Source organism: Pseudorhodobacter ferrugineus DSM 5888 (assembly GCF_000420745.1).
In the GTDB taxonomy this organism is placed as follows: Bacteria; Pseudomonadota; Alphaproteobacteria; order Rhodobacterales; family Rhodobacteraceae; genus Pseudorhodobacter; species Pseudorhodobacter ferrugineus.
The window spans coordinates 227980-241568 of the sequence record NZ_ATVN01000003.1 but is presented as its reverse complement, the minus strand read 5'-3'; the positions used below and the strand labels follow the sequence as shown (position 1 = coordinate 241568).

16 protein-coding genes are annotated in these 13589 nt (G+C 59.4%); 10 read left to right on the top strand and 6 right to left on the bottom strand.

Features of this window, described 5'->3' with window-relative positions:
- Window positions 1-3: 3 nt before the first annotated feature.
- Both G560_RS0104475 and dksA read right to left on the bottom strand, forming a co-directional pair.
- Entirely contained in the window at window positions 4-1176 is a 1173-nt protein-coding gene (locus G560_RS0104475; RefSeq protein ID WP_022703112.1) for an FAD-dependent monooxygenase, read from the bottom strand.
- A gap of 97 nt (window positions 1177-1273) precedes the next feature.
- Window positions 1274-1696 carry an RNA polymerase-binding protein DksA gene (gene dksA / locus G560_RS0104470; RefSeq protein WP_028913722.1) on the bottom strand — a complete coding sequence of 141 codons (423 nt, stop codon included), beginning with the start codon at window positions 1694-1696 and terminating at the stop codon, window positions 1274-1276.
- Between the two features lie 202 nt (window positions 1697-1898).
- On the opposite strand from dksA, the gene G560_RS0104465 reads away from it, so the two are divergent.
- The 9 genes from G560_RS0104465 to G560_RS18545 all read left to right on the top strand — a co-directional run bounded on the left by G560_RS0104465 (window position 1899) and on the right by G560_RS18545 (window position 8780).
- The gene (locus tag G560_RS0104465; RefSeq protein WP_022703110.1) at window positions 1899-2735 is read left to right on the top strand and encodes an AAA family ATPase; all 837 of its coding nucleotides are present in this window, start codon (window positions 1899-1901) and stop codon (window positions 2733-2735) included.
- 395 nt (window positions 2736-3130) lie between these two features.
- Entirely contained in the window at window positions 3131-3541 is a 411-nt protein-coding gene (locus tag G560_RS20245; protein WP_022703109.1) for a GNAT family N-acetyltransferase, read from the top strand.
- A gap of 1 nt (window position 3542) precedes the next feature.
- Window positions 3543-4919 carry a DUF2927 domain-containing protein gene (locus G560_RS0104455; RefSeq protein ID WP_022703108.1) on the top strand — a complete coding sequence of 459 codons (1377 nt, stop codon included), beginning with the start codon at window positions 3543-3545 and terminating at the stop codon, window positions 4917-4919.
- Window positions 4920-4957: 38 nt separating this feature from the next.
- Window positions 4958-5122, top strand: coding sequence for a hypothetical protein (locus G560_RS21285; protein ID WP_022703107.1), 165 nt, complete (start codon window positions 4958-4960; stop codon window positions 5120-5122).
- A 5-nt stretch (window positions 5123-5127) separates the two neighbouring features.
- Window positions 5128-6312: a vWA domain-containing protein gene (locus G560_RS0104445; protein ID WP_022703106.1), complete on the top strand. Its 1185-nt coding sequence runs from the start codon at window positions 5128-5130 to the stop codon at window positions 6310-6312.
- A complete protein-coding gene (locus tag G560_RS0104440; protein WP_022703105.1) occupies window positions 6309-6626 on the top strand; it encodes a hypothetical protein in 318 nt (105 codons plus the stop codon). The genes G560_RS0104445 and G560_RS0104440 overlap by 4 nt, the downstream gene beginning before the upstream one ends.
- Window positions 6623-7219 (top strand): DedA family protein, encoded by a 597-nt coding sequence (locus tag G560_RS18550; RefSeq protein ID WP_022703104.1) that lies wholly within the window; start codon window positions 6623-6625, stop codon window positions 7217-7219. Before G560_RS0104440 ends, G560_RS18550 begins: the two co-directional genes overlap by 4 nt.
- Window positions 7220-7273: 54 nt before the next feature.
- Window positions 7274-7957, top strand: a complete 684-nt coding sequence (locus G560_RS0104430; protein WP_022703103.1) for a M48 family metallopeptidase — start codon at window positions 7274-7276, stop codon at window positions 7955-7957.
- A gap of 115 nt (window positions 7958-8072) precedes the next feature.
- Window positions 8073-8780, top strand: a complete 708-nt coding sequence (locus G560_RS18545; protein WP_022703102.1) for a GntR family transcriptional regulator — start codon at window positions 8073-8075, stop codon at window positions 8778-8780.
- 617 nt (window positions 8781-9397) lie between these two features.
- Here the strand turns inward: G560_RS18545 and G560_RS0104415 are convergent.
- The 3 genes from G560_RS0104415 to G560_RS0104405 are packed head-to-tail and all read right to left on the bottom strand — an operon-like array spanning window position 9398 to window position 11918.
- The gene (locus G560_RS0104415) at window positions 9398-10168 is read right to left on the bottom strand and encodes a LamB/YcsF family protein (RefSeq protein ID WP_022703100.1); all 771 of its coding nucleotides are present in this window, start codon (window positions 10166-10168) and stop codon (window positions 9398-9400) included.
- Window positions 10165-11175 (bottom strand): 5-oxoprolinase subunit C family protein, encoded by a 1011-nt coding sequence (locus G560_RS0104410; RefSeq protein ID WP_022703099.1) that lies wholly within the window; start codon window positions 11173-11175, stop codon window positions 10165-10167. Before G560_RS0104410 ends, G560_RS0104415 begins: the two co-directional genes overlap by 4 nt.
- Window positions 11172-11918: a 5-oxoprolinase subunit B family protein gene (locus tag G560_RS0104405; RefSeq protein ID WP_022703098.1), complete on the bottom strand. Its 747-nt coding sequence runs from the start codon at window positions 11916-11918 to the stop codon at window positions 11172-11174. The genes G560_RS0104410 and G560_RS0104405 overlap by 4 nt, the downstream gene beginning before the upstream one ends.
- Before the next feature lie 112 nt (window positions 11919-12030).
- On the opposite strand from G560_RS0104405, the gene G560_RS18540 reads away from it, so the two are divergent.
- Window positions 12031-13221, top strand: a complete 1191-nt coding sequence (locus G560_RS18540) for a diaminopropionate ammonia-lyase (RefSeq protein ID WP_022703097.1) — start codon at window positions 12031-12033, stop codon at window positions 13219-13221.
- A 134-nt stretch (window positions 13222-13355) separates the two neighbouring features.
- Here the strand turns inward: G560_RS18540 and G560_RS21190 are convergent, their stop codons facing one another.
- A complete protein-coding gene (locus tag G560_RS21190) occupies window positions 13356-13517 on the bottom strand; it encodes a hypothetical protein (RefSeq protein WP_022703096.1) in 162 nt (53 codons plus the stop codon).
- Between the last annotated feature and the right edge of the window lie 72 nt (window positions 13518-13589).

The window sequence follows — 13589 nt, the reverse complement described above, 5'->3', positions numbered from 1 at the left end:
GCCTTACCCGCCCACCGTCACGTCATGGCCGTAAATCCAGTCGAACTTTCGCAGCGCCAAACCGGGGGCAACGGCACCGCCCAGCCTCAGCCCCAGATGGGCCACCGCCCGCAATGGCTCGCGCAGATGATAGGCCCGCGCATTGCTATTCGCGGCCTGCACAATCTTTGCGCAGCGGAATTGGCGCAGCGCCTGATAGGCAGGCAAGCCCTTGGCAACCCCCAACCGATCCAAACAATCCGCCAGCACCCACGCATCTTCCAGCGCCATATTCGCGCCTTGGGCCAGAAAAGGCAGCGTTGGATGCGCCGCGTCGCCCAGAATGGCCGCGCGTTGACTGAACCACTGTTTTGCCACAGGATGGCGGAACAACCCCCACAGCCAAACATCACTCGCGGCCTCCAGCCAGCCTTGCACACGCGGTGAAAACCCGTCAAAGGCCAGCCGCATTTCCAACGGATCATCACGCAGGTTCCAGCCTTCTTCGACCCATTGGCGACGTTCCTCGACGGCCACGATGTTGCGCAGTGTGCCACCGCGCAAAGGATAACTGACCAAATGTCGGCCCGCCCCCATATGCACCTCGGCCACCGCAGCATCGCCCGGCGTGGCGGGGATCAACGCGCGCCATGCAATCTGATGGGTGAAAAACGGCGCCACCGCCCCGTTCAGCGCACCGCGCACTTTCGAATGCAACCCGTCTGCCCCGATTACAAACCCTGCTGCACGTTCCGCCCCCGTAGCCGTCACAAGGCGCGGCGTGCTGCCCGACAGATCAACCGCTTCAATCCGCTGCAACAGCTGAAGCTCAACCCCTGCCGCTTCGGCCCCTTTGCGCAAAACCTCGATCAGGTCGGCACGGTGCACAAGGTGAAACGCCTGCGCAGGCCGCAGCTTTGCCACCTCCAGCCTCAGGACCGGATCACCGCTGTACCCGTCGCGCAATTCAATCGCTTGGGTTCGCATCGCCAAAGCCACGAGCGCGCCCTCAAGCCCCAAGGCGCGCAAAACAGCCGCGCCATTTGGGCTAATTTGCAAACCCGCCCCAACTTCGCGTATCGCATCGGCCTGTTCCAAAACGACAACCTTGGCACCGCGTTGGGCCAGCGCGGTGGCAACAGCCAACCCCGCCACACCTGCACCAAGAACAGTAAATTCGGTATTTTTCAAAGTCATCTTTTGGGCCTTATAAAACGCGCAAGGCCGGCCCCTCATAACAGGTCCGGCCTTCACTATCATCATCTATTGTGGCGCGGCACTCAATCGTTGACGATCAATCCTCGCGATGCACCTTCTCACGGCGTTCATGCTTTTCTTGCGCTTCCAGCGTCATGGTCGCAATCGGGCGCGCATCCAACCGTTTCAACGAAATAGGCTCGCCGGTGACATCGCAATAGCCAAACTCGCCATGCTCAATCCGGCGCAGGGCCGCATCTATCTTGGACACAAGCTTGCGCTGACGGTCCCGTGTGCGCAATTCCAGCGCGCGGTCGGTTTCCTCGGACGCGCGATCTGCGATGTCTGGCACAGCGCGGGCGGACCCTTGCAAGCCCTCAATCGTTTCGGCCGATTGATCCAGCATGTCTTGCTTCCATGTCAGCAACTTGCGGCGGAAGTATTCAAGCTGACGGTCATTCATGAATGGCTCATTCTCAGCCGGGCGGTAATCGTCGGGAACAAAGGTTTCGACCTTCATCTCATCAATCTCCATTTGGTCGCACCCAACAATGAGCTGTGTATCGCGACTCGGGGCCGTTGAAACGGGGGCTTTCGGCATCGCACGCGCTCCTGTTGGCGGTCCTTTAAAGGAACCTGCCGCCATTGTCACTAGCGGTTGCGACAATTTGATGGCGGCGATAAGGTCTTATGGAAACTTATGACAGGGCCGCAACTTAAAGATGAAATTCGCCTCAACCGACAGCTATATCGCCACCGAAGATTTGACCGTTGCCGTAAACGCCGCCGTCATCCTGCAACGCCCGCTATTGGTAAAAGGCGAACCAGGCACGGGTAAGACCGAATTGGCCCGTCAGGTTGCGCAGGCCTTGGGCATGCCCCTGCTGGAATGGCACGTTAAATCCACCACCAAGGCACAACAGGGCCTCTATGAATATGACGCCGTCAGCCGTTTGCGCGACAGCCAACTTGGCGACGCGCGTGTGCATGATGTGAAAAACTACATCCGCAAGGGCAAGCTGTGGCAAGCGTTTGACGCGAAAGAGCGTGTGGTTCTGTTGATCGACGAAATCGACAAGGCCGATATCGAATTCCCCAATGACCTGTTGCAGGAATTGGACCGGATGGAATTTTTTGTCTATGAAACCGGCGAAGTCATCAAGGCCCGCCAGCGCCCCATCGTCATCATCACCTCCAACAATGAAAAAGAACTACCCGACGCGTTTTTGCGCCGCTGTTTCTTCCACTTCATTCGCTTTCCCGAAATCGCAACCCTGCGCCAGATCGTCGAAGTCCATTTCCCGGGCATCAAAGAGGCGCTGCTGACCACCGCCCTCACCCAATTTTACGAATTGCGCGACATGCCAGGCCTCAAGAAAAAGCCGTCGACCAGCGAAGTCCTCGATTGGTTAAAGCTTTTGTTGGCCGAGGATTTGCAGCCCGAAGATCTGGCCCGCGACAAGGTATCTTTACCGCGCCTGCATGGTGCACTCCTGAAGAATGAACAAGACGTGCATTTGTTTGAACGGTTGGCGTTCATGGCACGCGGGCAGCGCTAAATCACCAAGCCCTATATCTTGTAGCCATCGCGCATCGCCATTTGATTGACTCTACACCTTAAGAACCCTTCGTAACCCCTTATAACTGGACGGGGAATCGGGACACAAATATGGCCGCTCCGCCCCTATGCTGCCTTAATTAGGCCACATTCCCTTCACGAAAATTCACTTATTGAAACATATTGAAACATATAGCGATCAAAACAGGGTAAATCTGGCGTTTGCGCTGTTTCTCCCCTCTAGCCGTTGAATCACCCGCCGCCTCAAAGATTCCCGATCATTGACACAGGCGGGCCGCGAAACTGACACTCCGACCCTGTTCTCTGGTCAAACAGACAGAACAACCAAGCGGAAGTGTCATGACCCAAAACGATATATTGAGCACAAGACCCCTAATGCCCAGCGATTTTGAGGCGTGGCTTCCGCTTTGGGGCCAGTATCTGGCCCAGAATGATACAAAGATGCGCTGGCCAGATCGGACAGCCCTGTTTCGCCAACTGGCCCACCAAACGGATAATGCCGCCGCAATGATCGTTGAATGCGATGGCAAAATCGTTGGGATCGCCCATTACCAGATCCATCACGCCCGATTCGCCTTTGAAAACGCCTACTACGTTCAAGATATCTATGTGATTCCTGCGTTTCAGGCCCAACGCGCCGGGGCGACCTTGATGCGCGCCATCTATGCTGCGGCCCAACAAACGGGCGCGCCTGCTGTCTATTGGAAGGCCGCCGAACATCTTTACGGCACGAATGACACTGCCGCTGCGACCTCTTCTTTCCTCCAGTTCAGAAAGGCCGCATAAGATGCGCTTGGCCTCCCTTTTGGCGATCGGTTTTCTGACTGCTTGCGTCCCCAGCCCGGGCGCAGACGTGTCGATGAACCAAAACAAATCTTCGACTGCCACCAGCGGTCGCGCCTCGTCTGTAACGAACAAGTTTGGCCTCAAGGCCGCTGCACGGACACAGCGTAACAATGCGGACATCGCGCGCGATTTTCTGGAATTGGCCTTTACGATGGAAAGTGGGCGCACGCTGCCCATTCTGACCCGTTTTGAAGGCCCAATTACGGTGCGAACCTCGGGTCAGATCCCGCCCAGCGCCTTGACCGACCTTGCGCGCCTGCTCCAGCGCTTCCGCAACGAGGCGGGCTTAAACATTCGCGAAGTGGCGGGTGCCCCTGCCTCCATCAACATTGAATTCGTACCGCGCAAAGCCATTCAAAGCGTTTACAGCAACGTCGCCTGCTTTGTTGTGCCCCGTGTTACGTCGTGGGATGAATTCCGATCCAGCCGCAACAACGGCACACTGGTGTGGCAAACCTTGCAACAGCGCGACCAAGTGTCGGTCTTCATTCCGGCCGACAGCACAGCGCAAGAGGTCCGCGATTGCCTGCACGAAGAAACAGCGCAAGCCATGGGGCCATTGAACGACCTGTTCCGGCTAACCGATTCAGTCTTTAATGACGACAACTTCAACACCTCGCTGACGGGTTTTGATATGACCATCCTGCGGGCCTATTATTCGCCCGAATTGCGGTCTGGCATGACGCAAGCGCAGGTCGCCGCAAAACTGCCCGGCATTCTGGCGCGTGTTAATCCGGCGGGCAATTCTGCGCCGATGCGCCCTCAGACCAAATCCCCGCGCTTTTGGATTAACGCTGTACAAACGGCCCTCGGATCAAGCGGCAGCGCACAACGGCGCGAAGATGCGGCCCGTCAAGCCGTCTCGACGGCCCGTGCCCAAGGCTGGACCGACGGACGCCTTGCCTTCAGCTATTTCGCCCTTGGCCGCATCAGTCTGGCCCGCGATCCTGCCACCGCGATTAATGCCTTCGCCGAGGCTGGGCGCATCTACCGCAGCCTTCCGGGCGGCGCCATCCATGCAGCCCATGTTGACATGCAACTGGCCGCCTATGCCCTGTCGCGCGGCGAGTCTGAGAGAGCGCTGGAAATCAGTAACCGCACCATGCCCGCTGTAGCGGCTGCCGAAAATGCAGCTCTCATGGCAACCTTGATGCTGATCAAGGCCGAAGCGTTGGAAATGCGGGGCCTGAACCGCGAGGCATCGGCGGTGCGGATAGACAGTGGCGGCTGGGCGCGCTATGGCTTTGGTTCGGATGCGCAAATCAAATCGCGGGCTGCTGAAATCTCGGCCCTCGCGCGGCGCGGTAACAAAAGCTGACGGTCGGGCACGCGCCCCGCTGTTACGGGGGCGAATGAATGATCGTTTTGGGCGGCATGCTGCTTGGCGCAATAATCGGTGCAACCCTCGCGCGCAAGCGTGGGGGTAAGGCTTTGGATATGCTGCAATATGGCGCAGGATTCATGATTGCCTTTGGACTTTTGGGCCTGTTTATCACCATTTTCATCGACCGCATGACGTAAGGCCGATGTTCCTGCCGTTTTTCGACAATCTGCGACGGCACGGGGTTCCCGTCAGCCTGCGGGAATATCTGTCGTTTCTCGAAGGGATGGCCGCCGGATTGGTGACCTATGATGTCGACGGGTTCTATTATCTGGCGCGACTTACGATGGTAAAGGATGAACGTCACCTTGACCGTTTCGACCAAGCGTTTTCGACCAGTTTCAAAGGATTGGAATCCGTCACGCCGCAATCGGTGATCGACGCGCTTGACCTGCCCGAGGACTGGCTGCGCAAGCTGGCCGAAAAGCACCTTACGCCCGAGGAGCGCGCGGCGATCAACGCCTTGGGCGGTTTCGACAAGTTGATGGAGACCCTCAAACAACGGCTGGAAGAGCAAAAAGCCCGTCATCAAGGCGGCAACAAATGGATCGGCACCGCGGGCACCTCGCCCTTCGGAGCCTACGGCTATAACCCCGAAGGCGTGCGCATCGGCCAAAAAGAGGGCCGCCACGGCCGCGCAGTCAAGGTCTGGGACAAGCGCGAATTCAAGAACCTCGATGACACCGTTGAACTTGGCACCCGCAACATCAAAGTTGCCCTCAAACGTCTGCGCAAATGGGCGCGCGACGGCGCGGTTGAGGAGCTGGACCTCGACGGCACCATCCGCGCCACAGCCGAACATGGCTATCTTGATGTCAAAACCCGCCCCGAACGGCGCAACGCGGTCAAGGTTCTGTTGTTCCTTGATGTCGGCGGATCAATGGACCCCTACGTCAAGGTGGTCGAGGAGTTGTTCAGCGCCGCACGGTCAGAGTTTCGCCACCTCGAACATTTCTATTTCCACAATTGCATCTATGAAGGCCTCTGGCGCGATAATCGCCGCCGCTGGGACGCGCAAACCCCCACATGGGACGTGCTGCGCACCTATGGCCCTGATTGGAAGTGCATTTTCGTAGGCGACGCCAGCATGAGCCCTTATGAAATCCTACACCCCGGCGGCGCGAACGAACATTGGAATGCCGAAGCGGGGGAAGTTTGGCTCGACCGCCTGTGCCAGCAATGGCCCTCACACCTCTGGATCAACCCCACGCCCGAACGGTTTTGGACGCACAGCCATTCGATCCGCCTGATCCGCCAAACCTTGGGCGACCGCATGGTCCCAATGACGCTCGACGGCCTGTCCCGTGGCACGAAAGGGCTTAGCCGATGAAACGCAAATTTATGTTGGCAGGCTTTGCGCTTGCCGCCCTTCTCACCGCCTTCTTCATCGTCCGCGCGATCTTTTTCGCCGTATTCTGGATGGACCCCGACCGCGAAATCCACCCGATAGAGCCGTGGATGACCCCGCGCTATATCGCCCGCACCTATGACATCCCCCGCCCAGACATGCAGCGCATCCTTGAACTCGGCCCCGATGAAACGCCGCGCCAACCCTTGGATAAACTGGCCCGCACACGCGGTGTTCCGGTGCAAACCTATATCGACCAATTCGACGCGCTGCTGGATGCGCGCCCGCCACAATGACGGATCTGCTGCTCCTTTGGGTGTCCGACTACGGTTTGGTGGTCATCACCCTTGCGACTTTACTGTCTTGTTTCGCCCTGCCGATGCCATCGTCTTTGATGATGATGGCAGGCGGTGCTTTTGCTGCGGCTGGCGATTTGGTGCTGTGGCAAGTGTGTTTGGGGGCCTTTACAGGTGCCATGATCGGCGACCAAACCGGCTATTTTCTGGCCCGCCACTATGGCGCCGACCGTCTTTGGGCGCGCTTGCGCAAGCAGCGCGGCTCTGCCCGTCTGCTCGCTCAGGCAGAAACTCTTTTGCAGCGACGGGGCGGCTGGGCCGTCTATCTGACGCGCTGGCTGTTCAGCCCGCTTGGCCCTTATGTAAACCTGATCGCGGGGGCCACCAAAATGCCGTGGCGCCGCTTCCTGCTTGCCGATCTGGCGGGTGAGGCGACTTGGGTCGCGGTCTATGTCACCCTCGGCTATGTGTTTGGTACCCAGATCGAAGAGCTTTCAGACACGCTTGGCAACGTCATCGGCGCGTTGACCGCTGGCATGATGACCGTCTTGCTGGGTCGTGCCCTTTGGCGGCAGCGCCACGGCCAAAGGTGATAGAGTTTCAATTGCAACCCTTCCCTGCACCGCAAAACACACCATATTAACGTCATGACCGCGCTTGTCCCCCTCATCCTGCCCCTTGTGATGGCCTATGTGATGTACCGCTTTTCGGCGTGGCAAACGGGCAAGCATCTGGATCAAACCTCCAAACCCCTGCGCGATCCAGAGCTGGAGCAGGTCATGGCCCGCCTTGCTGTGGCGCTTGAGGTGCCAAAAGTCGCAGTGCATGTCTATGATATCGACCCCGTCAACGGCCTTGCCGCCCCTGATGGTCGCATCTTCCTGACCCGTGGATTTATTGACCGTTACCGCCAAGGCATTGTAACCGCAGACGAAATTGCATCCGTCGTGGCGCATGAAATGGGCCATGTCGCCCTTGGCCACACCAAGCGCCGGATGATCGACGTCACAGGCCAAAACGCGGCTTTCATGCTGATAGCCAGCCTTTTGGGCCGCATGATCCCGATTATCGGTGTGTTCATCGCGTCCTATGTTACCAAAGTCCTTGGCGCAGGCCTGTCGCGCAAGGATGAAAACGAGGCCGACGCCTATGCTAGCGCGCTTTTGGTCAAGGCAGGTATCGGGCTGGAACCGCAAAAAAGCCTGTTCAAAAAGCTCGACCGCCTGACGGGCGCATCTGGGCATGATATCCCGCAATGGCTTCGATCCCACCCCAAAACCGCCGAACGCATCGCCGCAATAGAGGCGCGCGGCGCGAAATGGGGCGTGTAATGGACTCTATTCTCACAACCAAAGTTTCAAACTCCACATGACGCAAAGGATGCTCGCATTATCCTTTGCGTGGCTGTAGGTATCGTAAAATTTGGTAATGATTAACGAGTCTAAAATGGGACAAGACACCAAAGCGGGAATTGCTTTCAACCTGCTTCGACGCGATATTTTAAACGGAAATCACCCGTCAGGGAAACCGCTGCGCGTGTCGAACCTGTCCGTGCGCTACGGTGTTGGCATCGCCGCCTTGCGGGTTGCCTTGGCTCAGCTGACAGAAATGCAGCTCGTCGTGCCAACCCCGCCGCGTGGTTGGCAGGTTGCATCGGTATCTCTGGCCGAATTTCAAGATTTGCTTCATGCCCGCATGACACTCGAAGTCGCGCTGCTGGAAGACGCCATCGACCACGGCACAAAAAACTGGGAAACAAACCTTCTTGCCGCACATTTTCAACTTGCGCAGGCCGTACGCCCGTTGGGTGCCGCCGATACCCTGGCCTATCGCCAAACCTGGATCGCATTGCACGACAGCTTTCATGCCGCTCTTTTGGCCGGTGCCCGCTCGGCTTGGCTTAAACAAAACCACCTTCAATTATTGGACCAAATGCAGCGCTACCATCAGGCGATTATGTCCTTAGTGTCGTCCAATACCGACGCAATGGAGCCGCTGTTGACGGATGCCTTTTCCATCCCGCGCCACGGCGAATTGGTCGTCGCCGCATTGGACCGTGACAAGCCCGCAGCCGTCACCGCATTAAAGCGCCACGGTGACATAACCTTTGCGTTGTCGCAGCGCATCTTGGGCCCCGACCGCGCGGCAGATTAACGATATAGCGACAAAAAGACAGGAACGGATTTCGCTGGCAGGGCGATCGGTCCATCCAAAATGATAAGATAACAACCGCTTTTGGGGTTTCGACCTTACCTTGACACAAAGAGCATCACATAAAACGTTGAAATCAGTAATTTCAGGCGGCCTTAGCTGGCTCAAGTTTAAGTCGAGACGACCTAAATGCAATCCAACCGCCGGCGCGCCGGTGCTCAACAGCCTTGGTGGCAAGATCACGACCTATCAGCGGCTGGCAGCACGCACGAAGGACAACACCGCCGTCCGTTGCCCCGACCTTTCCAGACAAAGGGACGGCAGCGAAGGCCCTGCTCAACGCCTTATCGATGCGCCCCCCCCCTTTTGGGCACAACGCCCGCTCCGCGCCTATACTCCCCTAGGCCTGCTCCCTGCTGGAACACAGGCGAAACTGCAGTTGCCAAGCAGAACCGTTGCTGGCCCCTGTCACCTATCCGCTTGACGACAAGCCGACTTTGACGCTGAAAGGGCAAATTTTCGCTGGGCCCGCGGTGGCGGTATCTCAGGCCTTTTGATCGGCAGGGACCTTGGCCAATGCCGGTTTTTGGGTATTTTTACTACGATGACATCAGGCCGCGTTATGTTCGCCCGGCAAATTGCGCAATCCCGATGCCCGCCCCTTCTAAAGCCGCGCGGGTTGCTTTAGCAATTTCCACCGCTTCGGGCGTATCGCCATGCATGCAGATCGTGTCAATCGGCGTGGGGATATGCGTGCCACTGGCAGTGATGATTGCGCCGGCCTTGACCATTTCAACCATGCGTTTTGCGGCCAAAGCAGGATCATGGATCACCGCGCCAGGCAATTTGCGATCGACCAAAGTGGCATCGTCATTATAGGCGCGATCCGCGAAAATCTCGGCCGCCCAAGTGCAGCCCAGCGCCTGCACCGCCTCTTGCTGCGCCGTGGCCGCCAGCACCATGATGATGATACCTGGGTCCACCGCCAACGCGCCCTCATAACAGGCCTGCGCCATCAAGGCATCTTCGGCCGCCATATTGGCCAACGCGCCGTGCAGTTTCAAATGCCGTACGCTGCCCCCTACCAGTGCCGCCATGGCTTGGGCAGCCCCCAGTTGATAGGCCACAAGATGGCGCAATGCGGAATGGGTCAGCGTCAGGCGGCGGCGGCCAAAGCCTTGCAGATCGGCAAAACCCGGATGCGCGCCAATCCCTGTGCCATGTGCCACAGCCGCCGCCATCGTGGCCGCCATCACATCGGGGTCGCTGGCATGGAACCCGCAGGCGATATTGGCCGAGGTGACGGTTTTCAACAAAGCCGCATCATTGCCCATAGACCAAGGGCCATAGCTTTCGCCCATATCGGCGTTCAAATCGACAGTCAGCCTCATATATCCTCCACTCCGGTGATCATGCCGGAAATAAGTTGATAGCTTAGCAAATCACCCATCAGCGCAGGGTCGCGCAGACGCGGGGCACATAGGCGGGGCAAAGCGGCGATGCTTTGCAGGTATTTGCGCTGCGCATCCAGTGCCTCATCCAGCGTGACAAAAGACAGGCGCAGCGCAGCCCCTGCTGGCGTTTGCGCAAGCCGTGGCAAATCGGCTGGGATCACCGTGCCAATGCGCGGATAGCCCCCCGTGGTCTGTGCTTCGGGCAGCAAAATATATGGCGCGCCATCCCCAGGGATTTGGATATCACCTGGCGTGATGATTTCGGACAGAATGGATTGGCCTGCGCTCAGGCCAAAGCCGCCGCCTTGCGGGACCAGCCGCACGCCTTGGCGGTTGGCGCGGGTATCGCGGCGAAACTCGGTCTGGGCGAAACGGGTCAGATCCGCATCGGCAAACAGCGCCGTTTGCAAGGATGCCAAAACCCGCGCGGGCCCGCCATTAAACCTGTCCGCCACGTCCAGCGCCATGCCCACAGGTCCGCCCCCATCGCCCCCGATAGGCAAGACCTGCCCCGCCTGCAACACCGCCCCAATCCCTGCCGCCAAATGCGTGGCCCGCGCGCCCAGCACCTTTGGCACATCGATCCCGCCCCCGACCGACAGATAGCCGTACACCCCCGCCTGCGCCCCGCCGATTTGTAAAACAGCACCCGCTGGCAGCGTGTGGCTTGCATTCCACTCCACCGCCACCCCATCAATCGTCGCTTTCATCGGCGCACCCGTCAGCGCAATGCGCAGCGGTGCATCAGCCGAAAAACACCCCCCGAACCCTGCCATTTCCAGTGCGGCCAAACCCGCCGATTGCCGCAACAACGCCGCCCCTTCGGCCAGCGCCAACACATCCGCCGCCCCGCCCCGCGACAGACCCTGCGCAATATAGCCGGGCCTGCCTTGGTCTTGGACGGTGACACCGGGCCCAATGCTAAGAATGCGCAGCGCGGTCATCGGATCGGCTCCACCACAGCACCGCCATTGCCCGATGGGTCACGGCTCTGCATCGTCTCATAATCCGTCTCGCTGACGGCGTAAAATTGTACCTCATCGCCTGCCCGCAAGGGAAAGGGATCCTCCGCCTCGGGCCGGTACAGCCGAAACCCCGTTTGCCCGACATGCCGCCAGCCCGTCGGCGACGCATTGGCAAACAACACAAACTGCCGCACCGCCACAACCAAGGCACCCGCAGGCACCTGCGGCGTGATCGTGCTTTGCCGCGGGATGTTCCACGCCTCGGGCAGCTCGCCCAAATAGGGCTGGCCGGGCGCAAAGCCCAGCGTCAAAACACGGGTCCGCGCGCCCGACAGCGCCGCAATCGCCTCGGCCTCACTCACCCCCGCCAGCGCCGCCGCCTCGGCCAGTTGCGGCGCCGCCTGACCGCCAAACACCGTGGGAATGCGCCAAAACCGACGGCCCTTTGGCGGATCGGCAGCATACCAATCACCAGCCGCCAGCAGACCTTGCAACCGCGCCTTCAAATCCGCATGGGCAAAATCCAACGGGTCAAACCGTACATAGGTCGAGGTCAGCGACGATGATGTCTCCTCCACCCCAACCCAGCCTTGCGCCTCAACCGCCGCGCGAAACGCCAGGGCTGCGCGGTTCGCAGACTCGCTCAACCTGTCGCCAAAACGCACCAAAAGGCCGGTCAAACCGACCGGCACAATTTGCGGAAAATGATCAAGCCTTTGCATCCTCGAATGGTGCCGCGTAGACTGCGCAGGTGCAAGCGGTGAAATACGCCGATACCGCCAATCTAAAGGCACCTTCATCCCACACGACCCCGCCGAACAGAAAGCCCACGCCATGCAATTTTCCCGCTTTGACGCCGCCGCTCTCGATCACTTCGTAGCCACAGCTCACGGCGGCCACGGCGCATGGACCATCCTGACCCCCGATGATTTCACCCGCGCCATAGCCGAGATTTCCGGCTGGCAAGGCTATGCCCCAACTCCGCTGCACAGCCTGCCCGCCCTCGCCCAAACCCTGTCGCTGGGCGAGATCTTGTATAAACACGAAGGCCCGCGCTTTGGCATCGGCAGCTTCAAGGCACTTGGGGCCGCCTATGCGGGCCTGCGCGTGCTGCAAACCGAACTTTCGAAAAGGCTCGGTCGGCCCATCTGGTTGGATACAATCAGCAGCGGCTCCCTCGCTCATGATGCCAGCACTGTGACCTTATGCTCCGCCACCGATGGCAATCACGGCCGCTCGCTCGCATGGGGCTGCCAGCGCTTTGGGGCAGCGTGCAAAATCTACATCCACGCCGAAGTGTCCGAAGGCCGCGCCCAGATCATACGCGATTTCGGGGCAGATGTGATCCGCGTTGCGGGCAATTATGACGCCTCGGTCGCCCGCGCCCGCGCGGATGCCGATGCAAACGGCTGGTTCATGGTCGCCGATACCTCTTGGCCAGGCTACCGCCAACCACCCTTGGATGTGATGGCAGGCTACGGCCTGATGGCGGATGAGGCGTGCCGTGCCATGACCACTGCCCCAACCCATGTGATCTTGCAAGGCGGGGTTGGGGGGCTTGCCGCCGCCGTTGCTGCCTATTTGCGCCAATATTGGGGTGACAGCGCGCCACGCGTGGTGGTGGTCGAACCCACACTTGCCCCTTGCCTTATGGCCAGCGCACGGGCCAACACGGCGACCAGCGTTAACATCGCCTCGGAAACCATAATGGCAGGCCTCTCTTGCGGTGAGCCTTCGGAACTCGCATGGGACATCTTGGCAGATGAGGGGCGCGATTACCTGACCATCCCCGACAGCATCATCGGCCCCACCATGCGCCTGCTCGCCCGCCCCTTGGGCCATGACCCAAGGATCGAAGGCGGCGAAAGCGGAGTCGCGGGCCTTGCCGCCCTCATCGCCGCCGCCCGCCAACCCGCGCACCGAACCGCTTTGAACCTCGGCCCAACGTCTCGCATCCTCGTCATCGGCTCCGAAGGCATCACCGACCCCGCAATCTACGCAGACATCATGGAACAGACCGACTAACCACGCGGTCAATCCAAGGCCCATTCATCTTGGCAAAAATACCTCGGGGGTGAATGCGCCCAAAGGCGCATAGGGGGCAGCGCCCTCTGCCTTTGTCCCTTCCCCCCGCCAACCCCGACCGCCGCACGCAAACCCTACCCGCCATTTGCCAGCATCAAACACCTTTCCCCCCAAGGTACAAACCTGCCCAGCATCGCCTCCTCGTCCGACAAGGCCGTCGTAAACAGGCCGGGGGGCAGTACCAACGGCGCGCCCTTGGCAGGGTCCGGTAACGCATCGTTTTGCAAGAATAACATAGGGGCAGACGCTTCATTTCGGAACCAGATATGTCCCCGGCTTTCCACGCCCTAAAATATAATCTGCATCCT

Excerpts from the sequence above, each read along its gene's own strand:
- G560_RS0104475 (WP_022703112.1), bottom strand. The coding sequence starts at position 1,176 with ATGACTTTGAAAAATACCGAATTTACTGTTCTTGGTGCAGGTGTGGCG.
- dksA (WP_028913722.1), bottom strand. The coding sequence starts at position 1,696 with ATGAAGGTCGAAACCTTTGTTCCCGACGATTACCGCCCGGCTGAGAAT.
- G560_RS0104465 (WP_022703110.1), top strand. The coding sequence starts at position 1,899 with ATGAAATTCGCCTCAACCGACAGCTATATCGCCACCGAAGATTTGACC.
- G560_RS20245 (WP_022703109.1), top strand. The coding sequence starts at position 3,131 with ATGCCCAGCGATTTTGAGGCGTGGCTTCCGCTTTGGGGCCAGTATCTG.
- G560_RS0104455 (WP_022703108.1), top strand. The coding sequence starts at position 3,543 with ATGCGCTTGGCCTCCCTTTTGGCGATCGGTTTTCTGACTGCTTGCGTC.
- G560_RS21285 (WP_022703107.1), top strand. The coding sequence starts at position 4,958 with ATGATCGTTTTGGGCGGCATGCTGCTTGGCGCAATAATCGGTGCAACC.
- G560_RS0104445 (WP_022703106.1), top strand. The coding sequence starts at position 5,128 with ATGTTCCTGCCGTTTTTCGACAATCTGCGACGGCACGGGGTTCCCGTC.
- G560_RS0104440 (WP_022703105.1), top strand. The coding sequence starts at position 6,309 with ATGAAACGCAAATTTATGTTGGCAGGCTTTGCGCTTGCCGCCCTTCTC.
- G560_RS18550 (WP_022703104.1), top strand. The coding sequence starts at position 6,623 with ATGACGGATCTGCTGCTCCTTTGGGTGTCCGACTACGGTTTGGTGGTC.
- G560_RS0104430 (WP_022703103.1), top strand. The coding sequence starts at position 7,274 with ATGACCGCGCTTGTCCCCCTCATCCTGCCCCTTGTGATGGCCTATGTG.
- G560_RS18545 (WP_022703102.1), top strand. The coding sequence starts at position 8,073 with ATGGGACAAGACACCAAAGCGGGAATTGCTTTCAACCTGCTTCGACGC.
- G560_RS0104415 (WP_022703100.1), bottom strand. The coding sequence starts at position 10,168 with ATGAGGCTGACTGTCGATTTGAACGCCGATATGGGCGAAAGCTATGGC.
- G560_RS0104410 (WP_022703099.1), bottom strand. The coding sequence starts at position 11,175 with ATGACCGCGCTGCGCATTCTTAGCATTGGGCCCGGTGTCACCGTCCAA.
- G560_RS0104405 (WP_022703098.1), bottom strand. The coding sequence starts at position 11,918 with ATGCAAAGGCTTGATCATTTTCCGCAAATTGTGCCGGTCGGTTTGACC.
- G560_RS18540 (WP_022703097.1), top strand. The coding sequence starts at position 12,031 with ATGCAATTTTCCCGCTTTGACGCCGCCGCTCTCGATCACTTCGTAGCC.
- G560_RS21190 (WP_022703096.1), bottom strand. The coding sequence starts at position 13,517 with ATGTTATTCTTGCAAAACGATGCGTTACCGGACCCTGCCAAGGGCGCG.